A 23,885-nucleotide genomic window follows, 5' to 3' on the forward strand; every position below is an offset into this window, starting at 1 on the left:
CACAATGTAGCGGTTTTGCTACTATTTATTGATACAATGCCGGTTACGCGGCGTCGAGCGAAAGATTGTAATGGATACAATTCTGAATCGTTATGAGTCAGGCGGGGCGGGTCCCAAGTATCGGGCGGTGGCCGGGGCGATCCGGTCGGCGGTCGAGGAGGGGGCGCTTGCCGTTGGGGACCGGCTGCCGCCTGTGCGAGAGCTTGCCTGGTCACTGGGCATCACGCCGGGCACGGTGGCGCGGGCCTATACCATCCTGACGGATGAGGGCGCGTTGCGGGCCGAGGTCGGACGCGGCACCTTTGTGGCGGACCCGGAGGCGCGGGTGCCGGCGCTTGACGCCAAATGGCAGCGGCACAATACCCCTGAAGAGACCGATCAGGTGCGGCTGTTGTCGCCGAGACTGCCCGATATGGGGCAGGTCAGCATGATTCAGGATGCCTTGCGGCGTCTGGCAGAGCGGCCTGCGCTCAATCTGCTCAACTATCCGTCGCGCGAGGGGTTCGAGCCTGCCCGCCGCGCGGTTATGGGCTGGCTGAAGGGTACGCCGCTTGGGTCGCTCGACAATGAGGATATTGTGTTGAGCCATGGCGGGCAGAGCGGCATTTCGCTGGTGATGCAGGCGGTGTTGCGCGGGCCGCGCCCCGTGGTGCTGCTGGAAGAGCTGACCTATGTGGGTTTTCGCCGGGCGGCAGAGCTGTTGCGGGCCGAGGTGGTGAGCGTGCCGATGGATGCCCAGGGCATTGTACCGGATGCGCTTGAGGCGCTGGTGCGCAAGCATGGGGCGCAGTTGCTGTGCACCTCGCCCGAGATGCACAATCCGACGGGGCTGTTCACGCCACTGGAGCGGCGGCGCGAGATTGCTGAGGTGGCGCGGCGCACCGGGTTGCAGATCCTTGAAGATGATTGTTACCGGGTGGGGCGGGCGCGCGAGCTGGCCTATCGCGCGCTGCTGCCCGAGCAAAGCTGGTACGTCTCGTCGATCTCAAAGACCATCACGCCGGCCCTGCGCATCGGTTTTGCCATTGCGCCACAGGGGCGGCGGGCGGATCTGCGGCGGGTGGCAGAACACGGGTTCTTTGGTCTCGCGCGGCCCTTGGCGGATCTGACCGAGGATATCCTGACACGGGGTGAGACGCCCGAGATCATGACGCGGGTGCGCGACGAGCTGGAGAGGTATATACGGGTCGCGGTGAATGTGCTGGGCACCCATGATCTGGTCTGGCGCGAGGACATGCCGTTTCTGTGGCTGCAGCTGCCTGCGGGCTGGCGGGCGGGGGCCTTCTGTCAGGCGGCCGAGGCGCAGGGGGTTCAGGTGCGGTCTGCGGATGAATTCGCGCTGCGCGACGGCTTTGCCCCCCATGCGGTGCGGATTGCGGTCAATGCGCAGGTCACGCTGGCAAGCTTTGAGGCGGCGGTGTGGCGGCTGCGGGGGCTGCTCGACAACCCGCCCGAGCAGATTTCCGTCTGAGCGGGCGTGATCCCGTGCTTTCAGATGTGCAGGCTTGATCCCACGCTTTTAGATATGCGGGCTTGATCCCGCGGGGCGCACCTGCAGTGCGCGCCGGTTTCTGGCGCGGGGTGAGGGGCGAGCCCGCGGCGGATGGGGTCGGGGCTGCGGTGAGGGCGTAAAATGTGGGGTATCTGGATACCGTAATTTTAAGTAATTGATTTGTAATGTATAATTCAAACATTGCGCGCTTGACTGTGCGCGCGCAGCCCGTATAACCCGGCAATCGGATTTCGCGGGCCACTGCGCCTAAGCAATTGGTCCGGGACACGTCAAAACCAAGGGTAACCCCAATATGAAAACCTTTTCTGCAAAACCTGCAGACATCGAGAAGAAATGGATCATCATCGACGCCGAAGGCGTGGTGCTGGGCCGTCTCGCCTCGATCGTCGCCATGCGCCTGCGTGGCAAGCACAAGCCGACCTTCACACCGCACATGGATATGGGCGACAATGTGATCATCATCAACGCTGAAAAAGTGCAGATGACCGGCAACAAGCGTCAGGAAAACTTTTACTGGCACACCGGACATCCGGGCGGCATCAAGTCCCGCACCAAGCAGCAGATCCTGGAAGGCGCGCACCCCGAGCGCGTTGTCGTTCAGGCGATCAAGCGCATGCTTCCGGGCAACCGTCTGAGCCGTGACGTGATGACCAACCTGCGCGTTTATGCAGGCGGCGAGCATCCCCACGAGGCGCAGAGCCCCGAAGTGCTGGATGTGAAGCTGATGAACTCCAAGAACACCCGGGTGGCAAAATAATGGCTGAGCAAATCAACTCCCTCGAAGAGCTGGGCGCAGCTGCCAACATCGAAGCTGTTGTCCAGATGGCCGCCCCGCGTGAGCCGCAGCGTGACGCGCTGGGTCGTGCCTATGCGACCGGCAAGCGCAAGGATGCGGTCGCCCGCGTCTGGATCAAGCCGGGTTCCGGCAAGGTCATCGTGAACGGCAAGCCGATCAACGAATACTTCGCACGTCCCGTGCTGCAGATGATCCTGAAGCAGCCGTTCACTGTTTCCGGCACCGAAGGCCAGTTCGACGTTGTCGCAACGGTCAAGGGTGGCGGTCTGTCCGGTCAGGCCGGCGCGGTCAAGCATGGTGTGTCGAAAGCTCTGCAGCTTTACGACCCCTCGCTGCGCGCAGCCCTGAAAGCCGCAGGCTTCCTGACCCGCGACAGCCGCGTCGTGGAACGCAAGAAGTTCGGTCGCGCCAAGGCCCGTAAGAGCTTCCAGTTCTCCAAGCGCTGAAGCTGCGGAATCGCAACAAGATGCCACGCTGTCACAGAGCACAGCGTGGCTTTTTTATTGTCATGGTGGCGAGATCGCCTCTGCTCGTGAGCGTATGAAAGAAACTCTGCGCCTTTGAGGGGGACTGTTCTTGAAACTTAGCTTTGTGATCGGGCGGCTTTCCGGCGCGGACGGAGGAGCCGAGCGAGTTCTTCGGGATGTGGCCTTTGAATTGGCCCGGCGCGGGCATGAGGTGGAGGTTCTTTCCTTCAGCAAGGACATGTCGCTGCCGGTCTACGGGTTTTCCTCGGGGGTCAGCCCCTGCAATTTGTGGACCCACAGGCAGACATGGCGCGCTGCACTTTCTGCGCAAGTTGCGCGGCGGTTCATTCCTTCGGGGCGTCTGACTGAAGCCGCGCGTTTTTCTCTCATGCAGGCGCCGTTTGTCGCCGCCCTGAGGGCGCATTACCGCAACAATAGACCCGATGTCGTGATCGGCTTCATGGGAAGCGCGATCAGCGCCATCGACCGGGTCGGTGCTGCGCTTGCCGGGGTGCCGGTGATCGCCTCTTTGCACAACCATCCGCACCGTCTGTTTCAGCCAAGAGACGCCAAGGCACGCGCCACGCTTTCGGCGCTGGCACGTGCTGCGGCAGTGTCTTTCCCGCTGGAAGAACATTTTGCGGATCTGGAGGCGGATACTGGTACTGCCCTGCTTCGGGTGCTGCCCAATCCGATAGAAATCCCGGAAAAACCGGTCCGGGACCTGCCGCGCGAATGCCTTGTCATCGGGGTTGGTCGGCTTGTTCCGGTCAAGCGGTTTGACATGCTCCTGCGGTCCTGGGCGCTGGTTGCGTCGGCGTTTCCGGAATGGCGCCTTGCCATCTACGGTGAGGGGCCGGAGCGGCCGAGGCTTGAAGCGATGATTTCGGAACTCGGGTTGAACGGGCAGGTCACCCTGCCCGGCGCTACGGAGCGGATTTTCGAGATCTACAGCCGGGCGTCGCTGCTGGTGCATCCCTCGCAATTCGAAGGCTTCGGTCTGGTTCTGGCCGAGGCCATGGCGCGCGGCACGCCGGTGATCGGATTTGCCGCCACGCCTGCTGTCCGGTCTCTCGTCATCCCGGGCCAGAATGGCTGGTTGATCACAGAGGATGCCAGCGATATGACTTTGTCAAAGGCGATGAACTCGGCAATGCTGGACACGCAATCAAGGCAGTTTCTGTCTGAACGCGCACCTCAGAGCGTTCAGAAATATGAATTGACCCGGGTGCTTGATAAATGGGACGCTCTGTTTGACGACTTGCGTCAGGATCTGCAGGGCAAAGATGAACAATAAGGGTGAAAAGAGTCTGTTTTGAAACCCTGCATTGCCGTTGAATCCTATTATTCGCCGGGTCAGACGTTTGTGAACCGGCACATCGATCACCTTTTCGGTGGTGCTGCCTGTGTTCTTGCGGACAAGGACAGCGGATTGCGGCCATTGGACGGACGTTTTTTCATCCGCTCGGCACATGAGCACGAGGGCACGGACAGGATCATCGCACCCTTTGCGCGTGCCGCCAATCACGTGACCCATGGCACGCAATCGGTGCCGTTCGGATCAGAGCGCCGCGCCATGCTGGCCTTTCTTCAAACGCACAGGCCGGATTTCATCCTGTCGGAATTTGGCCCGCAGGGCGTGACCACCGCGCCCATCGCCGCGGCGGCAGGAATTCCGATGTTCTGCTATTTCCGGGGCTCGGATGCATCGTCGCGCATTCGTCACAAGCATGTGCAGCGCGCCTATCAGAAAATGATGCCCCGGCTTGCGGGTGTCTTTGCTGTGTCGCAGTTCCTGCTGGACAACCTCGCCTCGGTCGGGGTGACGCATCCGAATGCGCATGTGATCCCGTCGGGCGTGAACATCGCGCGGTTTCGCGCCGTTCAGAAGGTGCCCGGGTCCTGCATGGCGCTGGGGCGGTTCGTTGAGAAGAAGGCGCCGCTGCTGACCATCCGTGCCTTTTCCGCGGCACATCAGGTCGCGCCGCAAGCCCGGCTGACGATGATCGGCGACGGAGAGTTGCTGGAACCGGCGCGTGCCCTGGTACAAGAGCTGGGTCTGCAGGATGCCGTGTCGCTGCCCGGCGCGCTGCCGCATGATCAGGTGCGCGACGCGATGGTTCGCACAGAGATGTTCCTGCAGCATTCGGTCACCGCGCGCAATCGCAACACCGAAGGCCTGCCGACGGCGATTCAGGAGGCGATGGCGGCTGGCTGCGTGATTGTCACGACCCGCCACGCCGGCATTCCCGAGGCGATCACCGCAGGAGAGACGGGATTCATGGTCGATGAATATGACGCCGAGGCCTATAATGCGCAGACCCTGCGTGCCATGCTGCTGACCCCGGAAGACAAGCAGCGCATCGGCGCGCGCGCGGCAGAGGTGGCAGCAGAGCGCTTCGACAATGGCACCCTGCTGAGCGTGCTTGAAGAGCAGATCACGCAAACGCTGGCGCGGCTGCGGCGCTAAGGCGTTTCGGCCATACCCAGAGAGACAGATCATCGCCCTTCGCGCTCAAACCCTTGATTTGACGCAGCGAAGCGGCAGAAAACCTCGCGTCGAAACGATCTGACGCTCAGACGTCCGGCGGCAGCAGGCCAAGACCGCGCAGATAGATGCCGATGCCGGATTCCAGCAGATCCTCGGGCGGATAGGGGCTTTGCAGACCCGGAGAATTGCGCGCGTAAAGCTCAACAACCCCGTGGCTCAGCGCCCAGATATGGGCTGAAACCATGGCCGCAGGTGGGCGTTTGGCGGGGGGGATGTGTTGCGACAGGCCAGCCGCCGCGCGTTCCTGCACGCCGCGTGCCCGGGCCGAAATGGCGGCGAGTTCGGGCGAGTGATTGACCGAAATGCCGCTTTCGAACATCGCGATGTAGTGGCCGGGATATTTGCGCGCAAAGGCCAGATAGGCGCGGCCTGTCGCCTCGAATGCGGCAAGGGCCGAGGGCTGGCCGTTGTCATATGCATATTGCATGAGGTCGGCAAAGATCTCATAGCCCTGCAGCGCGGCTTCGGCGATCAGATCCTCGCGTCCCGAAAAGTGACGATAGACCGCCGCCGGGGTGACGCCCGCCTGTTTCGCGGCCTCGGACAGGGTGAAACCGGTCGGGCCCTTCGCCTCGATCAGGGTGAGGGCGGCATCGACCAGCGCTTGCCGCAGATTGCCGTGATGGTAGCCGCGCTTAGGCATCCCAAAGCTCGGGTCCGCCGCAGATCTTTGTGTCGATCTTGCCCAGTGCCTTTTTGTCCTTGCGGGGATAATCGAGCGCAGACAGCACGGTGCGGATGGCGGCCAGCCGCGCGCGGCGCTTGTCATCCGAACGGATCACGGTCCAGGGCGCGGCCTGGGTGTGGGTGATGGTCAGCGTCTCAGGGATCGCCTTGGTATAGGTGTCCCAGCGTTTCAGCCCCTCTACATCGATCCAGCTGAGTTTCCACTGTTTCAGCGGATCTTTTTCGCGATCAAGGAAGCGGCGCAGCTGTTCGGCCTGCCCGACGTTCAGCCAGACCTTGAACAGGTGGATGCCATCGGCCACCAGCAGTTTTTCGAAATCCGGCACCTGCGCAAAGAACAGCTGACGCTGATCGGGCGTGCAGAAATCAAAGACATGTTCGACAACGCCGCGATTGTACCAGGACCGGTCAAAGAACACGATCTCGCCCGCAGCGGGCAGATGGGTGATGTAGCGCTGGAAATACCATTGCGTCGCCTCGGTATCTGAGGGCGTGGGCAGGGCCACAACCCGCGCGCCGCGTGGATTGATGTTTTCGCGGAACCGCTTGATGGTGCCACCCTTGCCGGCGCCGTCGCGCCCCTCGAACAGGATGGCGATGCGCGCGCCGGTTTCCTTGGCCCAGGACTGCATCTTGACCAGTTCGATCTGGAGTTTTTCCAGCTCTTTCTCATAGGCCTTTTTCGGCATTTCTTCGGAATAGGGGTAGTTGTGGGACAGGATATCATCCTTGTCGCCCCGCTGAATGGCATCGCGCACCTCTTTCGGGGCGTCGTTTTCGAAGAAAGCGCTGATGGCGCCGTCGAACGGAAGATCCATGAAACTTGTCCTGTATTTTGAAGGCAATATGGGATGTTAAGCGGATTAACGCAATGCGCGGCACCCGATGTCCACAAGATGCCGCAAACCCCAAAGCGCGCACCATGGCCCTGATCCCGGCCATGCCCTGTCAGCAACAGAGCCGCCCCCTGCTTCTTCTCTTTTCAAATACGCAAAATTGCGACGCCGGTTTGTGCGCAACCCGGCAGGGGCAGGGCTGCCTTAGGGCAGCCGCGCCTTGCGCGCCACGCGGTCAATCGCGTCCACCACGGCCTGTGGCTGCACGTGATGTGGCATATGGCCGACACCGGGCAGCACGGTCAGGTGGCTGTTGGGCAGCAGCGCGTCCAGCGGGCGGGAATGCACCTCCAGCGGCACGGTGGTGTCGGCACCGCCATGCACCAGCTCGACCGGGATGGTGATCCCGGGATAGCGCGCGGACATTTCAACCACATGGGGCCGCAGGCTGTCCACCTGGCGCGCATTGGCGCGCAGGGATGCGCGGCGCAGGGTCAGGCCGGGGCCGACATATTGGGTATAGCCCGCAGGTACGGGATTGGGGGCAAAGATCCCTGCCACGGCAGAGGTGATCTGCGCGTCACTGGCAAAGGCGGTGACAAGCGGTGGCACCGCCGCCCCGCCAACAGATGAGCCGAGCACCGTGTAGGACAGGCCCAGATCACCGGGCCAGGGCATGGTGGCGCCCGCGACAATCACCAGACCCGCCGCCGGATGGTCCAGCCCCCAGGCCATGGCGACCGATCCGCCATAGGAATGGCCCAGCACGATGGGGTTTTTCACGCCCAGCTTTTGCGCCGCAGCCCAGAGCATGTCGGCCTGTTCCGCCGGGCTTTCGGCCTTTGAATTGAACGCACCGCCATAGGCGGGCGCGGCGCGGTCGGTATACCCCAGACCCGGCCGGTCAAAGGCGATGACGCGGTAGCGATCCTTGACCCGGTCCACAAAATCAAAGGTGAAATCGCGCAGGTTGCCCGACGCGCCGTGGATCAGCACCAGATCGGGGCCGGAGCCGGTCACATAGGCATGAACCTTGCGCCCGTTGCCCACATCCACGAACTGCCCGAGGGGCGGCCAGTCGCGGATCGCCTCAGCCTCGCGCGTGTTGGCGCGCTTGTCGATGATCACGGAACAGCCGGTCAGAAAGACAAGCGAGAGCACAGAGAGGAGACGGGCGGTCATGCGGGACACCTTTGGCTATTTGCGCAAATCGGTGCTCGATGTGCCGATCTGCGTCATGTCAAACGGAGTCGTCAGGTAGAGCTCGCTCACCCAGTTGCCATAAAGAAGATGTGCATGGCTGCGCCAGCGGTTCTGCGGTTTCTGGCTGGGGTCGTCCGAGGGGTAGTAATTGGCCGGAATGTTGATTGGCGTGCCAGAGGCCACGTCGCGGTCGTATTCCTGTTTCAGCGTGTCGCTGTCATATTCCAGATGGTTAAAGATATAGAGCGCGCGATGGGCCGCATCCTCGACCAGGCAGGGGCCGGTGTCGGGGCTGTCGATCAGCACAGGCAGGCCTGCGGCCTCGATCTCGTCGCGGCGCAGCTCGGTCCAGCGGCTGACGGGGATGACCATATCGTCGGAAAAGCCGCGCAGATAGGGCGAGGCAGGGTCAAGGTTCTGATGCCGCGCACAGCCAAAGGCCTTGTGGTCGAGCAGATGTTTCTGCACGCCGTGGAAATGGTGGATCATCGCCATCCCGCCCCAGCAGACGCCAAAGGTGGAATGCACATGGGTCTGGGTCCAGTTGAACACGCGCTGCAGTTCGCCCCAGTAGGTGACCTGCTCAAAGTCGAGATGTTCGATCGGCGCACCGGTGATGATCAGACCATCAAATTTCTCGCCCGTCGCCTCGACCTCGGAAAAGGGGCGATAGAAGGCCTCCATATGCTCGGCGGCGGTATTCTTGGTCTCGTGTTCGGACATGCGGATCAGGCTGAATTCGATCTGCAACGGATTCGCGCCGATCAGCCGGGCGAACTGGGTTTCCGTCTGGATCTTTTTCGGCATGAGGTTGAGCAGGCCGATGCGGATCGGGCGGATGTCCTGTTTGCTGGCCGCATCCTCGGGCATGACCATGACACCCTCGCGCGACAGAACGGCGTAGGCGGGCAGGTCAGAGGGCAGCTTGATGGGCATCTTTGGATCCTTACATCTCGGGCGGTCAGAGATAGGGCAGGGCGGCGCGTATCACAAGATTGCTGTGCAGGCAGCGTTAGCGATGTATGTTCAGGCCTTGTCCGCCAGCGCCGCTGCAATCACCGCGTCGAATTCTGCCGGGGTGGTGATGTCGGCCAGATCAGAAGCATCCACCGTCAGGCCCCAGTTGTTCGCCATCGCCTCGTACCGTGGCTGGCGGTGGGCCAGCGCTTGCGCATAGGTCCAGCGGATAAAGGCATCGGGGTCCACGTCCCCCTCGGCGCAGTCATGCAGGGACAGGTATTCGCGCCAGACGCGCAGCAGGAATTCCGGCTGATAGGCCATCGGCTTGGGCGCGCGGTCAAACCGGCGGATCAGTTCGGCGGTATGCGCCTCGGTACCGCGAATCCAGACCATCAGGCAGTGGCGCGACAGCTCTGACAGGATTGGGTCAGCGGGATCTTTGGGATCGACCCATTCACAGATCGACCCGCCGGTGTCGCAGACGAAATGCGGATAGCCATACAGCCCCTCGGCCCGGTCGATGAAATAGCCGGTGTCGAGCAGCGCCTGCTTTTCGGCGCGGGCAAACTGATCCTGACGGCGCTGGTAGGTGGCGATGGGCAGGCCGCCTTTGTCCGCAGCACCGGGTTTGCCCAGATAGGACGACACGGCGGTGAGGTTGTGAAAAGTGATGTTGGAATCGATGTAGATCGAATCGCTCATCAGCAGCTCGCGCAGAAACGGGACCTTCATCGCCTCGTGTTTCGCATTGTCGGCGATGTATTCGCCCATGTAGCGGGTGCCGATGCGGTAATCGATCGAGTAATGAAACCAGTCGCCACCGTCGCGCAGCATGTTGGACACATGGGTCTTGCCCAGCCCGGACATGGCGAACAGCAGAACCCGTTTGCGAGGGGCGGCATGCCAGGCATCGGCAGAATCGTACAGCATGAAAGGCGCGCCTTTGATCAGAGAGGAGTTGCCCCGCTAGGTAGCCAGCGCGCGCGGCAAGGTCAAACCCCGCGCAGCCGCGCCCAGATGCGCCCGTCGATCACCACCAGCCCCAGCACCAGCAGGGCAAAGCCGCCGTAGGCGTTGTGCGACAGTGCCTCGCCCCGCACCAGCGCGCCCAGGGTGATGGCGACGGGCGGGATCAGCAGCGTGACCAGCATGAGGTTGCCACTGCCCGCCATGGCAAGCACGCGGTAATACAGCAGATAGGCCAGCGCCGTCGCGATGCCCGCGTAATAGGCGATGGCGGCCCAGGTGACGGGATGCAGCGTCAGGCTTGGCACGCCCTCAGCCCAGAGGGTCAGCGGCGCCATGATCAGGGTCGATGCGGTCAGCATGCCCGCGGCCGCCAGTTGCGGTGGCACCCCGCGCAGGGTGCTGCGCGCCCAAGCCCCGGCGCAGGCATAGGACAGCGTGCCCGCCAGAACCGCAAGTTGTGCGAGCGAGGTGATGTCCAAAGAGGTCAGCGCACCGGGGCCGATGGCGATGGCCACGCCGGCAAAGCCCAGCACCACGCCAAGCGCCTTGCGCGCGCTGAGCCGTTCATCTGCAAAGACCAGCGCCGCCACCAGCACGCCAAAGATTGCCGTCGCGGCATTGAAGATCGAGGTGAGCCCGGTGGGAATATGCAGCTGCCCCCAGGCCATCAGGGAAAACGGGATGACATTGTTGAGCAGCCCCATGACGGCAAACGCGCCCCAGATCCGGGGATCGCGCGGCAGGGGCATGCGGCGCAGGGCGATCACGACCCAAAGCACCAGCATCGCCCAGAAGGTGCGGTGCAGCACCGAGGTGAATGGCCCGATTTCATCCAGGGCGGTGCGGATCGACAGGAATGAGCCGCCCCAGATCAGCGCCAGAAGCGCAAGTTCGCCCCAGGCCCGGCCCGAGAGAGAGGTTTGTTGTGTCATCGCGCGGTTCCGTCTTGCCTGTCCTGCCGGGACATTAGGCGGGGCCCGTGGCCGGGGCGACCCGGAACCTGCGGCTTCACGACATTTCGCGCCTGCAACGTTTCAGCTGTCACCATGCACACGGAAAAGACCGCCCGACGTGGTGCCAGGCGGTCGTGACATTCACGCGAGGGTTTTCAGAATTTGTAAGCGATCTTGATGCCGACGCCGACCACCGAGTTGTCCTCGAAATCTGCGCGGGCCACATCGGGCGTGCCGGTTTCCGGCTTTGCATCCCCGAGCCATGTGTAATTGACTCCGCCCGACAGGGTTACATTTGTGGCGATATTGTAGCTGCCGCCAACGGTGAGGCTGGTATACCCCGTTGTCGGCGCGAGGGGCGAGACAAGCTCATCACCGGCAGGTTCATACGCGACAGCGATGGAGCCGGAGAATTTTTCGTTGAACCGCCGACCCACACCAAGACGATAGGTGGTCGAATCCTCAAGATCGATCAGCCCGTCGCCGGTGATAGCAACGAACCTGTCCGGATCAAGCCGGAACTGCGAATGGCTCACGTGGCGCACGGAGCCGAACAGCAGCGTGTCCTTGGCGATGCCAGACTGGAATTCGAGGTTCCAGCTTTCGGGCAGATCAACGTCCGTGGTCGAACTGCCGTTCAGAGCGGGGAACGGCCCGCTTTCCGTGGTCTTGAAGTCATGGGTTATCTTGGAATTGTAGGTCAGCGCCACGCGCAGCGCGATATCGGGCCGCTCGTAAGCCGCCCCCAGGACATAGCCATAGGCGCTGTCGCTCTTGAGGTCGACGTTGTAGCCGCTGACGGGGCCATAAGCTGTGCCCTTCAGATGGATTTCCCCCTCGGCCTGCGAATGGCGCAAACCACCAAAGGCACTGAAGTTCGGGTTGAACTGATACTTCAGCAAGGCGGTGATTGACGTATTTGAGGCTTCGGCAGTGGTTCCGCCCAGCACTGCGTTCCCGTCTTCATAGGCGATATCCGCACCAAAGGGACGGTCAATGATCAGTGCGGCAGACAGCGTCTCGCTCAGCTGCATCTTGATCGAGGCGTTTGGCAGCCAGAAGGAGCTGGCGACGTTGTCGATATCCTGCCCATTCACGCTCGTGCCGCTGACACTTGGCGACACAAAGCCAAAGGACAGTTCTGCGTGGTTGCCGGTTTCATAGAGCACCATGGCGGATTGCGTGGTGCGTTCGATACCGCCCGCCGATACGGAACCGGCAGCGGCAAAGGCGAGCGCCGAAGCGCCGACCAATAAAGTCTTCATTCTGTCCTCTTCCCTCATGATATGTCTCTCTCCTCAGAGAAAAGGCTACAGTGGTTAACAAACTGTTCAATAATTGACCGAACGTCACAAAGGCGACATGCCTTCGTTACGTTACGTTTCGGGGGTGGGGACGGGTTTCGTGCCAGATATTGTAATAATTCGCCACGAAAATGATCGCCGCGCCCAGAATCACGAATGGATCCAGCGGTTCGCTGTAGACCAGCATGCCCAGAACGGCAATCACTGGCAGACGCGCGAAATCGATAGGCATCACCACGGTCGCCGGTGCAATGCTCAGCGCTGTGGTCAGGCAGAAATGCGCCATCAGACCGGCACAGCCGATCACCAGGATCCAGGGCCAGCTTGCGGCGCTGGGCCAGGCGATATCGCCGTCAAATCCCGCACAGATCAGGCCAAAGACCGCCTGCATCACCGTGAGGTAGAACAGGATGCAGGTGATCGTCTCTGTCCGGGTCAGGCGGCGGGTGAACACCGCAGATCCGGCAAAGCCGATTGCGGCGAGCGCGGCCGTGAGCAGACCAAAGTTCATGGTCTCGGGGCTGGGGCGGGTGACGATCAGGATGCCGATGAATCCGAAGAGCGCCGCAATCGCCCGCGTCCGGGTCAGCCTCTCGCCCAGCACCAGCGGAGAGAGTACGATCACCCAGAGCGGAGAGGTGAATTCCAGCGCAAAGACCTGCGCCAGCGGGATCGAGGCAATGGCATAGAACCACAGGTTCTGGCCGGTGAAATGGCTGATGTTGCGGATCAGATGCCAGCCCAGACTGCGGGTGGTGATCTGCCTCAGCGTGCGTGCCATGCTGGCGATGACCAGCACCAGAACCAGTCCGATCATGCTGCGATACATCATTATTTCAAAGGTATCGAGGTCAAGCGACACCGCACGTCCCGCAACTGCCATCGAGGTAAAGGAGATGATGGCCCCGATCATCCAGAGGCCTGCGCGCAGGGTATCGCTCATCGGGATGCTTTCAAAGTTGTGGCATGGTTGCGACTGTCTTGCCGACCTTGGTGCGCTTGGCAACCCTGCATATCATGACTGGGCAGAAGAGGCCGCTTTCTGGGCGCGCCTAGTCCAGACCTCTGGCGTTGCGGGTGGCTTTGAGGTCGTTGTAGCCGGTGAGCCTGCGCGAGACGGGCGCCAAAAAAGACGCATTTGCGGCGGTCATATTGGCGAGCAGGCTGTTGATTGTGAAATAATCGGAATTGCCCTTGGAATAGCCACCGCTGTCCATGGCCCAGCCGACCTTTTCATAAAGCGCCGGGGTGTAGCGATAATGGAGCAGCGGGATCAGAACATGCGGCCTGAGTTTCAGCGTGGTCTCATGTGAGGAGAGATAGTAATTGCCGCGCTGCCACTTTTGCAGCAGCGGCTTCACGAACCGGCCAGAGGGGGATTTGCGCGCCCCCAGCAGTTTCAGTTTCAGCGCAGTCCAGAGACCGACGGGTTTTGCATGCGCGAGATGTGCACGGTTCAGCCGCGAACGCACGCCTGCATAGTGATGGCGCGGTGCGCTGCCGTCGCGGCGCAGCGAAAAGTGCCGCGTGGCATCGAAATACCATTGGCCCTCACGGGGGTCCTGGGCGGCGTCGGCTTCTGGACCCAGATCGCTGATGTGACGCGGGTAGATGTCGATCATGCCGGCCCAGGCACCGGCCTTGCCATTTGACTCCAGACGCCGGGCCAGTTGGTCCAATCGGCGGCCTTCGGGCAGAGAAGCAAATTCGTCCACGTCACATTGCACCATCCAGCGCCCGTCACAAAAGCGGTTCGCCAGCGCCGTGCGCCAAAGGTGGATCTGGCGATAGTCGGTTTTGCTGCGCCGCCGTGGCGGGCGTTCCTCTTTGATCACGCTGTCACCATAGCGGCGGGTGCTGTCCAGAAGCATCACATCCCCCTGGTCGAGCAGTATGAACCGCGAGACACCCAAAGCGCGGTAGTGAGTCAGAAACGCTGGCAGGAGATAAAATTCGTTGCGAAACACACAAATGAGCGTCAGCCCGTCACGCTCTGCAAGATCGTTCGATATGATCCTTATGTCCTGAGCATCAGGCGCATACATGGCTTATCCTCTGGTGATGTCGGCTCAGGGGCAAGGTCTGATCACGCCCCGCAACATCTGTCCAGAGCGGGCGGAAATCGGCAAGGCCGGATCAGACCGTGGTGATCTTGTACTCGCGCACCATGCCCTCGCTTACGGCAAACCAAGCGCTTGCGCGGGTGCGGGTCTGATGGGCGTCAAAGGCGGCCTGATCGCTGAACAGCTCTGACACGGCAAACAGGCCCGGCGCGGTTTCGACCACCTCAAATTCCAGACAGCCGGGTTCAGCGCGGGTCAGCGCGATATGGTCGGGCAGGGCGTCTCGCACATTTTGCTGCTGATCGGGGGCGCAGCGCAGGGTGCCGGTCAGGTGGATCACTCCCACTCGATCGTGCCCGGAGGTTTCGAGGTCACGTCATAGGTGACGCGGTTGATTCCCTTGACCTCGTTGATGATCCGCGTGGCGGTTTCACCCAGAAAGTCATGGCTGAACGGATAATAATCTGCGGTCATGCCATCGACCGAGGTCACCGCACGCAGCGCGCAGGCAAAATCATAGGTTCGCCCGTCGCCCATCACACCCACGGTGCGCACGGGCAGGATCGCCACAAAGGCCTGCCAGATCTCGTCATAAAGCCCATGCTTGCGGATCTGGTCGATATAGACAGCGTCGGCCTTGCGCAGGATTTCCAGCTTTTCGCGGGTGATCTCTCCGGGGCAGCGGATCGCCAGACCCGGCCCGGGGAAGGGATGCCGCCCGATAAAGCTGTCCGGCAGACCCAGCTCGCGACCCAGCGCGCGGACCTCATCCTTGAACAGCTCGCGCAGCGGTTCGACCAGCTTCAGCCCCATCTTTTCGGGCAGGCCGCCGACATTGTGGTGGCTCTTGATCGTGACGCTAGGCCCGCCGCTGAACGACACGGATTCGATCACGTCCGGATAAAGCGTGCCCTGGGCAAGGAATTCGGCGCCCTCAATCCCGTTCGCGTATTTCTGGAACACGTCGATGAACAGACCGCCGATGATCTTGCGCTTGGTCTCGGGGTCGCTGACGCCGTCCAGCTTGCCAAGGAAGAGCTCGGATTCATCGGCATGGATCAGCGGCAGGTTGTAATGTTCGCGGAACATGGTGACCACTTCGGTCGCCTCGTTCAGACGCAGCAGCCCGTGGTCCACAAAGACGCAGGTCAGCTGATCGCCAATCGCCTCGTGCAGCAGGATCGCCGCAACCGAGGAATCGACGCCGCCGGACAGGGCACAGATGACCTTCTTGTCGCCGACCTGTTCGCGGATCTTGCGGATGGCTTCCTCGCGGTAGGCCTCCATCGTCCAGTCACCGGTGAACCCGGCGTCCCTGACGAAATTCTCATAGAGCGTGCGACCGTTCGGCGTGTGATGCACCTCGGGGTGGAACTGCACGGCATAGAACCGGCGTTCCAGATCGGCGGTGATCGCAAACGGCGCGTTGGGTGAGGTGCCGTAAACCGCAAACCCCGGAGCGATCTTGCTCACATGGTCGCCATGGCTCATCCAGACCTGTTCGCGCGTATCAAGGAACCAGCCCTTGAGCAGATCAATGCGATCCTCGCTCGGCGTGACATAGGCGCGGCCGAATTCGGCTGTGCCATGACCACGTTCCACATGGCCGCCCAGCATATGCATCATGACCTGTTGGCCATAGCAGATGCCCAGGACGGGCACGCCCAGTTCGAACACCTTTGCGGGCGGGCGCGGCGCGCCCTCGTCAAAGACCGAGGCGGGGCCACCGGACAGGATCACCGCTTTCGGGGCGAACTCGGCCAGAAAGGCCTCTGTCACCAGATTGAAAGGGTGGATTTCACAATAGACATTCAGTTCGCGCAGGCGACGCGCGATAAGCTGCGTCACCTGACTGCCAAAGTCTATAATCAACAGGCGGTCATGCTGGGTCTGGGTCATGCCAGCCCATTAGGGCCAAGCGCCGCGCGGCGCAAGAGGGCAGTCACCCCGCGCGCCGCCTTTGTGCGATGCCAACCGCGCCGGGCCTGCGCATGGCACAAATCCGCGACCAAAGGTGGCGATTTGCCCTCCATCCGTACAAGACCCCCCGTATCATCTGCCCAAAAATATCCCGGGGGAGTCGCCCGCAAGGGCGACGGGGGCAGCGCCCCCACTGCCTCACCCAACCAGCAAGCCGTCAGTTGATCGACGACAACAGTTCCGGCGCGGTCACCAGCTGGCGCACGCCATGGCTGTGTTCCTCTTCAAAGACATTTTCCTCGGCCACCCAGCGGTTCAGCGAAGAGATGTCCAGCCGCGCGCAGTTGGGCCGCACATTCCAGGTGACCTGCAGCGGCGAACACGTCGCCTCTGTGTATTGCGGCCCGGTGGTTGATCCGGCGAACAGCACCGGGGTGCCCGTACCCGTGGGCAGGGCGGTGGGCTGAAAGCGCCCGTTCGGGCCAACCGTGACCTTGGCGAATTCGGTGAAATCCAGCGCGCTGGGGTCGTTCACCACCAGAAAGGCCTGCGCTTCGACCCGCAGCTGCGGATTGGCGCAAGCCGCCGAAGAGCACGCTCCCAGTCCCGGCCCCGGGCTCACGTCACAAGAGGTGAACACCCAGTGCACCTCGATCGTGTCGCCGGGCTTCACGCCGTGAAAGGCGCCGTGGCCACCGGCCGGATCCTTCAGTTCCGACGCGCTCAGCGTGGCGGTTTCGTTGCACTGATAGCCGCCATTTTCCCCGTCCCCGGCATAGATGGAAAATCCCGGCCCCTTGTGTTCGGCATTGGTGTGGGTGTGCAGATTGCACAGGTTCATGTTGTCTGGCGCTGGTGCCGGGGAAAAGCTGCGCGGGTTCATTCCGACACGCAACCCGATGTCGCGCGGCGTTTGCGGCCCAAACCCCAGACACAGATCTTCGGCATGGGCGGACGTCGCGGCGCAGAGGCCGGCAAGGGTCAGGGAAAGGGCAGAGAGATATCGGTTCATGTCGGACGATCCCGTTTCAATGGCAGGTTGCGGCGCCCTGTCGGCGCATCTGCGTCTGTCTTGCGGTCGAATCTCTCAACACTTCTTTAAAGCTGGTATTTTAAGAATTTCGACTCCGGCGCGCAGACAGGCGGGCACGCAGACAGGCGGGACCAGCCGGGACAATGTCGCTTTTGCACCGGATCCGCCGCTATTCTGATCCGCTGGCCGCGCGCTCTGGACTAGACAGGCCGCAACAGACGTCACCACGGGAAGAGCGATATGGCAGAGGCAGGCACACAGCGCAGGGCACGTGGCGGTGGCGGGGCGGCCCGGCGGGCCGAACGCACGGCAATCAGCATCGAGACGGCGAAATACATCGAACGCAACATTCCCAATTTCGAGGTTCTGGGCGAAGAGGCGCTTGAGATCATCGAGGCCAATGCCGAAACCGTGCTGGCCGAGATCGGCGTGAATTTTGTCAACAATCCCGCCGCGCTCAAGCGCTGGCAGGATGCGGGTGCCGAGATCGAGGGTGAGCGGGTGCGCATCCCGCGCGGTCTGGCGCGCCAGCTCTGCAGCACCGCGCCATCCCAGTACACCCAGCACGCCCGCAACCCAGCGCGCAATGTGGTGATGGGCGGCAGGAACCTTGTCCTTGCCCCGGTTTACGGGCCGCCCTTTGTGCATGATGCCGAAAAGGGCCGCCGCTATGCCACGATGGAGGATTTCCGCAATTTTGTGAAGCTGGGCTATATGTCCAGATGGCTGCACCATTCCGGCGGCACGGTCTGCGAGCCGACCGACATTGCAGTGAACAAGCGCCACCTGGACATGCTGCACGCGCACATGACGCTGTCGGACAAGCCCTTCATGGGATCGGTCACCGAACCCAGCCGCGCGCAGGACAGCGTCGAGATGTGCGAGGTGCTGTTTGGCAAGACGTTCGTGCAGGACAACACGGTGATGACCAGCCTCATCAACATCAACTCGCCGATGACCTTTGACGACACGATGATGGGGGCGCTGGAAATCTATGCGGCCAACAATCAGGCCTGCATCATCTCCCCCTTCATTGTCGGCGGGGCGATGGCGCCGGTGTCGGTTGCGGGCACGCTGACGCAGGTGCTGGCCGAGGTGCTGGCCGGCATCGCCTATTCCCAACTTGTGCGCCCGGGCGCGCCGGTGATCTTCGGCGCGTTTGTGACCTCGATCGACATGAACTCCGGCGCGCCGACCTTTGGCACGCCCGAGGCCTCGCTGATCACCTATGGCGCGGGGCAGCTCGCGCGCGGGATGGGTCTGCCCTACCGCTCTGCCGGGGCGTTCTGCGGATCGAAACTGCCCGATGCGCAGGCGGCCTATGAAACGGCCAACTCGTTGAATATGGGGCTTTTGTCCGGCGTGAATTTCATGCTGCACGCCTGCGGCTGGCTCGAAGGCGGGCTCGTGTCCTCTTACGAGAAATTCGTGATGGATGCGGACCAGCTCGGCACGCTGCATCACCTCGCACGTGGGGTGCAGATTGACGAAAACGCCCAGGCGATGGAGGCAATTGCCGAGGTGGGGCCGGGGGGCCATTACCTCGGCTGCGCGCACACGCAGGCGAATTTCAAGGATGCCTTCTGGCGCTCGGATCTGTTCGACTACAAACCGTTCGAAACCTGGAGCGAGGAGGGCGCCCGTGACACCATGGCGCTGGCCACCCTCCGGGTGAAACAGCAGCTGGCCACCTATCAGCAGCCTGCGCTGGACCCGGCCATTGCCGAGGCGCTTGACGCCTTTGTCGCGCAGAAAAAAGCGTCCATGCCCGATGCCTTGCTGTAAGGCGCATCTGGTCTGACCTGACATCATCAGCCCGCGGTCCTGCCTTCTGCCGAAGGCCGGGATCGCGGCTTTGCGATCCGGATTTCAGCTGACACGCTGGAGGGGCCGCATCACTCTGCGGCAATCAAAGTGATTGGACCAGAGGCGCGCAGCAGCTGCGCCTCTCCCATCATTGCGACCAGCACTTCGATATGACGGCTGAGCGAATAGCCCGCAGCGCTGGCGCTGCGCTGCTGCTCCAGCCCCTCCTCGATCGTGATCAGTTGGCGCAGGGCGGTGCCATTGTCCGGCAGATGGCTGACCCCAAGCAGCCTCTGCAATTGCGCGCTGCGCCGATAGTCTGCCATCCCGATCCGGGCGGTGCGGATCAGCAGCCGGGGGCGGCGAATCGATTCGAGCATGCGAAGGGCGTCGGTCATTGGGGTCTTCCTCATTGAATGGACCATCAGCATGGCACACGAAAAGAGGGTGTTGCGCGGTGGCGCCAGAAACCGCCCGCGCCCTTCACAACTGTTTAGAGTTTCGCAACAATGCTTACGTAAGTGTAAATTTGTTAACCATGAAGTAACAATAACACGCAAGTGTTCCGCAATAAGGTGGGGATATCTCTGTGGGTATCTCAGCAGCTGCAAAGGAAGCCGGACGATGATCCGCAGCATGAGCTACGAAACCGACGATGCCCTGCCCGCATGGCTGCCGGACGCTGCGCGCCACTACCTCGCCCATATCGAAACCGGCCTGCCGATACGGGTGCTGGCCAGACGAGCGGGCTGCCATGCCTCAACCGTGCTGCGTCAGGTGCGCAAACTGGAAAGCCGCCGCGATGATCCCCTGGTTGATGCGGCGCTGCGCCGTCTGGGTCAACAGCTGTTCTCCCCGATCATCGGACATCATGAAAAGGAAACTGCCAAAATGAATGCTTCAGTCACCGCATACCCCGCCAATGTCGATCAAAAAACCTTGGCCCGCGAAGCGCGCCGGATCCTGCGACGGCTCAGCGAACCCGGCGCGGTTCTGGCTGTGGCGGCAGAGATGGACAAGGCCGTCGTGGTCCGCGATACGGCCCAGGGGGGCGCGACCCGCACCGCCGTGGTTGACAGCACCATCGCCCAGGCCATGGCGCTCAAGGACTGGATCGTCTGCGTGACCCCGGGACGGATCGCGCGCTACCGGATTACGGCGGCGGGGCGCTCTGCCCTGACCCAGCTGATGGCCGAACAGGAAAGCCGCCTGCGCGGTTTTGCCGAGGCGCAGACTGGCTTTACCTCTGGCCCGCTGACCGGACGCGCCGCCGAAGAGGCGATGGAACGTCAGGACACCGATCCGCGCGGCCTGCGTCCGCGCTATGCAGTCGGCGACAGCCCGCTGGCCGCTCTGGCCCGGCGGCGCGATCGCGATGGCACCCCCTTTCTCGGCGATGATCTGGTCAGCGCCGGAGAGCGCCTGCGCGAGGATTTCGAACTCAGCCAGATGGGGGCGCGCATCGGCCAGAACTGGGAACAGTTCCTGACCGCCGGTGTGCAGACCAGCCGTTGTGGGACAGAAATCCCGCGCGGCGCCACAGCCGCCCACAGCCGCGTTTCAGCCGCGCTGGCAGACCTCGGCCCCGGACTTGCCGATGTGGCAGTGCGGTGCTGCTGCCATCTCGAAGGGCTGGAAACGGCCGAAAAACGCAGAGGCTGGTCGGCCCGCTCTGGCAAGATCGTGCTGCGCATCGCACTGCAGCGCTTGCGCCGCCATTATGACGAAACGATTGGCGCAGGCGGCGGGCTGATCGGCTAGGCTGTCACCCACCGTCTGGGCTAGGGCCCGCGGTTTCTGCCATGGCCCCGCCGCAGCCAGACAGTCCCACAGATTTCATCTGCCCGGAAGTATCCCGGGGGAGGCGCCCGTCAGGGCGTCGGGGGCAGCGCCCCTGCCACGGTCAGATCCGTGCTTAAATCTGTAAATTTCTTTCCAAACCCCTTTTCCCGTCCCCCGCTCAGTCGTCTGTGCGGGGGACGGTGCTGCTCACTCGGCGGCGTCGACTTGGGTGTCATCCGTGACCGGCACCGCGTTCACGTCCCCGGCGGTTTTCAGCGCCTCGCGCACACCCGATTCATAGTCCGGATGCACCCGTTTCAGCACAGCGAGCCAGCGCTCGGTCACGCTCTCTGAGCACGGCCCCATCGCGGCGGCCATGTTGTCATGCAGCCTGTCACGCTCGTCCTGATCCATCACCTCGGCATAGAGCGCGCGGGGTTGGATGAAATCCGCCTCTGTCACCTCTTGGGTATAGCGGAAGGCTTCCGGGTCGATCTTCAGTGCCGGTTCCGTCACCGACGGGTCCGCCACCGGGCCGCCATACTGGTTCGGCTCGTAATAGGCATCGGGGTTGTCGAAGTCATTGGTGAAGAAGCGCATGGCACCATCCTTGTGATAGTGCTGCACCTCGGCATTCTTCGGCGCATTGGCGGGCAGCGCCTCGTAATGGGTGCCCAGACGATAGCGATGCGCATCCGCATAGGACCAGACCCGGGCCTGCAGCATCTTGTCAGGGCTGAAACCGATGCCCGGCACAACGTTGGACGGGCTGTAGGCGGCATTCTCCACATACTGGAAATAGTTCGGCGCGTTGCGGTTCATCTCAAGTTCGCCCACCTCGATCAGTGGAAACTGGTCATGCGGCCAGACCTTGGTCACATCGAACGGGTTGAAATCGACCTCGTTGGCCATTTCCTCTTCCATCACCTGAATCTTCAGCGTCCATTTCGGGAATTCCCCGGAATCGAGCGCGTTGTACAGATCCTCCTGATAGCTTTCCCGCGTCTTGCCGATCAACATTTCCGCCTCGGCATTGGTGTAATGCTTGTGGCCCTGCTGCGTCTTGAAGTGGAACTTGACCCAAGTCCGCGTGCCCTCGTCATTCCACAGACTGAAGGTGTGAGAGCCGTAGCCGTTCATATGCATCGGATTCACCGGAATCCCGCGATCCGACATCAGGATCGTCACCTGATGCACCGATTCGGGCTGGGCGGCCCAGAAATCGAACATCGCCTCGGGCGAGCGCATATTTGTCCGCGGATGACGCTTCTGCGTGCGGATAAAATCCGGAAACTTGTAGGCGTCACGGACAAAGAACACGGGCGTGTTGTTGCCGACCATGTCCCAGTTGCCCTCTTCGGTGTAGAATTTCAGCGAAAACCCCCGCACATCGCGCTCGGCGTCGGCGGCACCCGGCTCACCGGCGACGGTGGACCAGCGGGCCAGCACGTCGCAGCTGTTGCCGACCGTCGAAAACAGTTTCGCCCGTGTCAGGTGAGAAATGTCATGGGTCACAGTAAAGGTGCCGATGGCGCCCCAGCCCTTGGCATGAACGACCCGTTCGGGGATTCGCTCGCGGTTCTGATGCGCCAGCTTTTCGATCAGCTGATAATCATCCAGCAGCAGCGGACCACGCGGGCCTGCCGTCTTGGATGTGTCATTGGTGGGCATTGGCGCGCCGCCGGTTGTTGTCAGACGCTTGGTCATGGGACTTCCCTCCGGATTGATGTTCTGCACCGACGAAACGGTGCGCGCAGGCCGATAGTTCCCGATGAAAATTATTTCGACTTTCGATAGGATTTTCTTATCAGGCATCATACCGCAGGGCTGCGCAATGGCGGCGCTGTGCCCCGGCGCGTGGTGAACCGGTCTGTGGGGCAGCGGGGGAAAAGCGGCAGAACAGAGGGCATACTCGTTAAATTTTGGAATGCTCCGCATTGCATGACGGCTATGCGGCACTGGTACTGCCCTCTGCAGTTGCTTATGCTATGCATCAAGTCTTAAAAAATTACGCGGGGTATACCACGTGCGAGATCTGAAAATTCCCGAGCAGCGCCACCCCGAAAAGGCGCGGCGCAAGGACAACGCCCAGCCCAAGAAACCCGACTGGATCCGGGTGCGGGCGCCGGGCGGTCAGGGCTATGCGGAAACACGCAGCATTATCCGCGAACACAAGCTTGTCACCGTCTGCGAAGAGGCAGGCTGCCCCAATGTGGGGGAGTGCTGGTCGCAGGGCCATGCGACGATGATGATCATGGGCGAGGTCTGCACCCGCGCCTGTTCCTTCTGCAACATCGCCACCGGCAAACCGCCAGAGGCGCTGGATGCCTTTGAACCGGGCCGCGTTGCCGATGCGGTGCAGAAACTGGGCCTGAACCATGTGGTCATCACATCGGTCGACCGCGACGATGTCGAAGATGGCGGGGCCGAACACTTTGCCCAGACCATCCGCGCCATCCGCCACCGCAGCCCCGGCACCACGATCGAGATTCTGACGCCCGATTTTATCCGCTGCGCCCCCGAAGCACTGGAAAAGGTCGTCGCTGCACGCCCCGACGTGTTCAACCACAACCTTGAAACCGTGCCAGGCCTCTACCCAGAGGTGCGCCCCGGCGCGCGCTATTTCCATTCGCTGCGTCTGCTGCAACGGGTCAAGGAAATGGATCCGTCGATGTTCACCAAATCCGGCATCATGGTCGGTCTGGGCGAGGATCGTCAGGCCGTCATGCAGGTGATGGACGACATGCGCGCCGCCGATATCGATTTCCTGACCATCGGCCAGTATCTGCAGCCCACACCGAAACACCATGCCGTGGACCGTTTTGTGCACCCGGATGAATTTGCCGCCTATGAACGCGCGGCGCTGGGCAAGGGGTTCCTGATGGTGTCGGCAACGCCGCTGACCCGTTCGTCTTACCACGCGGGCGATGATTTCGCCCGTCTGCGCACCGCCCGGGAATTGAAGCTCGCCAGCGCCTGACGCCTGTCGGGTTTGCAGGGCACTGCAGCACGCGGCGTTTGCAGAGTTTGCGATGTTGGATT

At 62.1% G+C, this 23,885-nt stretch carries 22 protein-coding genes; 8 read left to right on the forward strand and 14 right to left on the reverse strand.

The genetic code is table 11. The annotated features are described in order from the left end of the window. Positions 1–70: 70 nt before the first annotated feature. The 5 genes from P775_RS18585 (at position 71) to P775_RS18605 (ending at position 5,246) form a co-directional block, all read left to right on the forward strand. The gene (locus tag P775_RS18585) at positions 71–1,471 is read left to right on the forward strand and encodes an aminotransferase-like domain-containing protein (protein ID WP_099912379.1); all 1,401 of its coding nucleotides are present in this window, start codon (positions 71–73) and stop codon (positions 1,469–1,471) included. A 334-nt stretch (positions 1,472–1,805) separates the two neighbouring features. Next, positions 1,806–2,270, forward strand: coding sequence for a 50S ribosomal protein L13 (gene rplM, locus P775_RS18590; RefSeq protein ID WP_099912380.1), 465 nt, complete (start codon positions 1,806–1,808; stop codon positions 2,268–2,270). Continuing rightward, the gene (rpsI, locus tag P775_RS18595; protein WP_099912381.1) at positions 2,270–2,755 is read left to right on the forward strand and encodes a 30S ribosomal protein S9; all 486 of its coding nucleotides are present in this window, start codon (positions 2,270–2,272) and stop codon (positions 2,753–2,755) included. The genes rplM and rpsI overlap by 1 nt, the downstream gene beginning before the upstream one ends. A 130-nt stretch (positions 2,756–2,885) precedes the next feature. Further along, a complete protein-coding gene (locus P775_RS18600) occupies positions 2,886–4,073 on the forward strand; it encodes a glycosyltransferase (protein ID WP_099912382.1) in 1,188 nt (395 codons plus the stop codon). Between the two features lie 18 nt (positions 4,074–4,091). Next, entirely contained in the window at positions 4,092–5,246 is a 1,155-nt protein-coding gene (locus tag P775_RS18605; protein ID WP_099912383.1) for a glycosyltransferase, read from the forward strand. Positions 5,247–5,352: 106 nt separating this feature from the next. Here P775_RS18605 and P775_RS18610 read toward each other — a convergent pair whose 3' ends face one another. The 12 genes from P775_RS18610 to P775_RS18665 all read right to left on the reverse strand — a co-directional run bounded on the left by P775_RS18610 (position 5,353) and on the right by P775_RS18665 (position 17,234). Beyond that, a complete protein-coding gene (locus P775_RS18610; RefSeq protein WP_099912384.1) occupies positions 5,353–5,970 on the reverse strand; it encodes a TetR/AcrR family transcriptional regulator in 618 nt (205 codons plus the stop codon). Beyond that, the gene (gene ppk2 / locus P775_RS18615) at positions 5,963–6,832 is read right to left on the reverse strand and encodes a polyphosphate kinase 2 (RefSeq protein WP_099912385.1); all 870 of its coding nucleotides are present in this window, start codon (positions 6,830–6,832) and stop codon (positions 5,963–5,965) included. The genes P775_RS18610 and ppk2 overlap by 8 nt, the downstream gene beginning before the upstream one ends. A 222-nt stretch (positions 6,833–7,054) precedes the next feature. After that, positions 7,055–8,032, reverse strand: a complete 978-nt coding sequence (locus P775_RS18620) for an alpha/beta fold hydrolase (RefSeq protein ID WP_099912386.1) — start codon at positions 8,030–8,032, stop codon at positions 7,055–7,057. A 15-nt stretch (positions 8,033–8,047) separates the two neighbouring features. After that, on the reverse strand, positions 8,048–8,989 hold the full coding sequence (locus P775_RS18625; RefSeq protein WP_099912387.1) for a homoserine O-succinyltransferase: 942 nt from the start codon (positions 8,987–8,989) through the stop codon (positions 8,048–8,050). A 90-nt stretch (positions 8,990–9,079) separates the two neighbouring features. Beyond that, a complete protein-coding gene (locus P775_RS18630) occupies positions 9,080–9,943 on the reverse strand; it encodes an ATPase (protein WP_099912388.1) in 864 nt (287 codons plus the stop codon). A gap of 62 nt (positions 9,944–10,005) precedes the next feature. Then, positions 10,006–10,914, reverse strand: a complete 909-nt coding sequence (locus P775_RS18635) for a DMT family transporter (protein ID WP_099912389.1) — start codon at positions 10,912–10,914, stop codon at positions 10,006–10,008. A gap of 176 nt (positions 10,915–11,090) precedes the next feature. Next, the gene (locus P775_RS18640; RefSeq protein ID WP_099912390.1) at positions 11,091–12,200 is read right to left on the reverse strand and encodes an OmpP1/FadL family transporter; all 1,110 of its coding nucleotides are present in this window, start codon (positions 12,198–12,200) and stop codon (positions 11,091–11,093) included. Between the two features lie 106 nt (positions 12,201–12,306). Next, a complete protein-coding gene (locus tag P775_RS18645; protein ID WP_099912391.1) occupies positions 12,307–13,182 on the reverse strand; it encodes a DMT family transporter in 876 nt (291 codons plus the stop codon). Between the two features lie 109 nt (positions 13,183–13,291). Further along, positions 13,292–14,284: a glycosyltransferase family 2 protein gene (locus tag P775_RS18650; protein WP_099912392.1), complete on the reverse strand. Its 993-nt coding sequence runs from the start codon at positions 14,282–14,284 to the stop codon at positions 13,292–13,294. Positions 14,285–14,375: 91 nt separating this feature from the next. Further along, a complete protein-coding gene (locus P775_RS18655) occupies positions 14,376–14,642 on the reverse strand; it encodes a putative quinol monooxygenase (protein ID WP_218967724.1) in 267 nt (88 codons plus the stop codon). Continuing rightward, positions 14,639–16,201: a glutamine-hydrolyzing GMP synthase gene (guaA, locus tag P775_RS18660; protein WP_099912394.1), complete on the reverse strand. Its 1,563-nt coding sequence runs from the start codon at positions 16,199–16,201 to the stop codon at positions 14,639–14,641. The genes P775_RS18655 and guaA overlap by 4 nt, the downstream gene beginning before the upstream one ends. 238 nt (positions 16,202–16,439) lie before the next feature. Further along, positions 16,440–17,234, reverse strand: coding sequence for a delta-class carbonic anhydrase (locus P775_RS18665; protein ID WP_180287499.1), 795 nt, complete (start codon positions 17,232–17,234; stop codon positions 16,440–16,442). 261 nt (positions 17,235–17,495) lie between these two features. Between P775_RS18665 and P775_RS18670 the strand changes: the two genes are divergently transcribed. Beyond that, the gene (locus P775_RS18670) at positions 17,496–19,040 is read left to right on the forward strand and encodes a trimethylamine methyltransferase family protein (RefSeq protein WP_099912395.1); all 1,545 of its coding nucleotides are present in this window, start codon (positions 17,496–17,498) and stop codon (positions 19,038–19,040) included. Positions 19,041–19,150: 110 nt separating this feature from the next. On the opposite strand, the gene P775_RS18675 is transcribed toward P775_RS18670, so the two are convergent. After that, positions 19,151–19,459, reverse strand: coding sequence for a DUF6477 family protein (locus P775_RS18675; RefSeq protein WP_099912396.1), 309 nt, complete (start codon positions 19,457–19,459; stop codon positions 19,151–19,153). 226 nt (positions 19,460–19,685) lie between these two features. Between P775_RS18675 and P775_RS18680 the strand changes: the two genes are divergently transcribed. After that, on the forward strand, positions 19,686–20,822 hold the full coding sequence (locus P775_RS18680) for a DUF6456 domain-containing protein (RefSeq protein WP_245875757.1): 1,137 nt from the start codon (positions 19,686–19,688) through the stop codon (positions 20,820–20,822). Positions 20,823–21,050: 228 nt separating this feature from the next. Here the strand turns inward: P775_RS18680 and P775_RS18685 are convergent, their stop codons facing one another. Further along, positions 21,051–22,550, reverse strand: a complete 1,500-nt coding sequence (locus P775_RS18685; protein WP_099912457.1) for a catalase — start codon at positions 22,548–22,550, stop codon at positions 21,051–21,053. 319 nt (positions 22,551–22,869) lie between these two features. On the opposite strand from P775_RS18685, the gene lipA reads away from it, so the two are divergent. Beyond that, positions 22,870–23,823, forward strand: coding sequence for a lipoyl synthase (gene lipA / locus P775_RS18690; protein WP_099912397.1), 954 nt, complete (start codon positions 22,870–22,872; stop codon positions 23,821–23,823). The last annotated feature ends 62 nt before the right edge of the window (positions 23,824–23,885 follow it).

The sequence above is a fragment of the Puniceibacterium antarcticum genome (assembly GCF_002760615.1).
GTDB lineage: Bacteria > Pseudomonadota > Alphaproteobacteria > Rhodobacterales > Rhodobacteraceae > Puniceibacterium > Puniceibacterium antarcticum.

Excerpts from the sequence above, each read along its gene's own strand:
- P775_RS18675 (WP_099912396.1), bottom strand. The coding sequence starts at position 19,459 with ATGACCGACGCCCTTCGCATGCTCGAATCGATTCGCCGCCCCCGGCTG.
- rplM (WP_099912380.1), top strand. The coding sequence starts at position 1,806 with ATGAAAACCTTTTCTGCAAAACCTGCAGACATCGAGAAGAAATGGATC.
- P775_RS18645 (WP_099912391.1), bottom strand. The coding sequence starts at position 13,182 with ATGAGCGATACCCTGCGCGCAGGCCTCTGGATGATCGGGGCCATCATC.
- P775_RS18635 (WP_099912389.1), bottom strand. The coding sequence starts at position 10,914 with ATGACACAACAAACCTCTCTCTCGGGCCGGGCCTGGGGCGAACTTGCG.
- P775_RS18630 (WP_099912388.1), bottom strand. The coding sequence starts at position 9,943 with ATGCTGTACGATTCTGCCGATGCCTGGCATGCCGCCCCTCGCAAACGG.
- rpsI (WP_099912381.1), top strand. The coding sequence starts at position 2,270 with ATGGCTGAGCAAATCAACTCCCTCGAAGAGCTGGGCGCAGCTGCCAAC.
- guaA (WP_099912394.1), bottom strand. The coding sequence starts at position 16,201 with ATGACCCAGACCCAGCATGACCGCCTGTTGATTATAGACTTTGGCAGT.
- P775_RS18670 (WP_099912395.1), top strand. The coding sequence starts at position 17,496 with ATGGCAGAGGCAGGCACACAGCGCAGGGCACGTGGCGGTGGCGGGGCG.
- ppk2 (WP_099912385.1), bottom strand. The coding sequence starts at position 6,832 with ATGGATCTTCCGTTCGACGGCGCCATCAGCGCTTTCTTCGAAAACGAC.
- P775_RS18665 (WP_180287499.1), bottom strand. The coding sequence starts at position 17,234 with ATGAACCGATATCTCTCTGCCCTTTCCCTGACCCTTGCCGGCCTCTGC.
- P775_RS18620 (WP_099912386.1), bottom strand. The coding sequence starts at position 8,032 with ATGACCGCCCGTCTCCTCTCTGTGCTCTCGCTTGTCTTTCTGACCGGC.
- P775_RS18685 (WP_099912457.1), bottom strand. The coding sequence starts at position 22,550 with ATGACCAAGCGTCTGACAACAACCGGCGGCGCGCCAATGCCCACCAAT.
- P775_RS18650 (WP_099912392.1), bottom strand. The coding sequence starts at position 14,284 with ATGTATGCGCCTGATGCTCAGGACATAAGGATCATATCGAACGATCTT.
- P775_RS18680 (WP_245875757.1), top strand. The coding sequence starts at position 19,686 with ATGATCCGCAGCATGAGCTACGAAACCGACGATGCCCTGCCCGCATGG.
- P775_RS18610 (WP_099912384.1), bottom strand. The coding sequence starts at position 5,970 with ATGCCTAAGCGCGGCTACCATCACGGCAATCTGCGGCAAGCGCTGGTC.
- P775_RS18640 (WP_099912390.1), bottom strand. The coding sequence starts at position 12,200 with ATGAAGACTTTATTGGTCGGCGCTTCGGCGCTCGCCTTTGCCGCTGCC.
- P775_RS18585 (WP_099912379.1), top strand. The coding sequence starts at position 71 with ATGGATACAATTCTGAATCGTTATGAGTCAGGCGGGGCGGGTCCCAAG.
- P775_RS18625 (WP_099912387.1), bottom strand. The coding sequence starts at position 8,989 with ATGCCCATCAAGCTGCCCTCTGACCTGCCCGCCTACGCCGTTCTGTCG.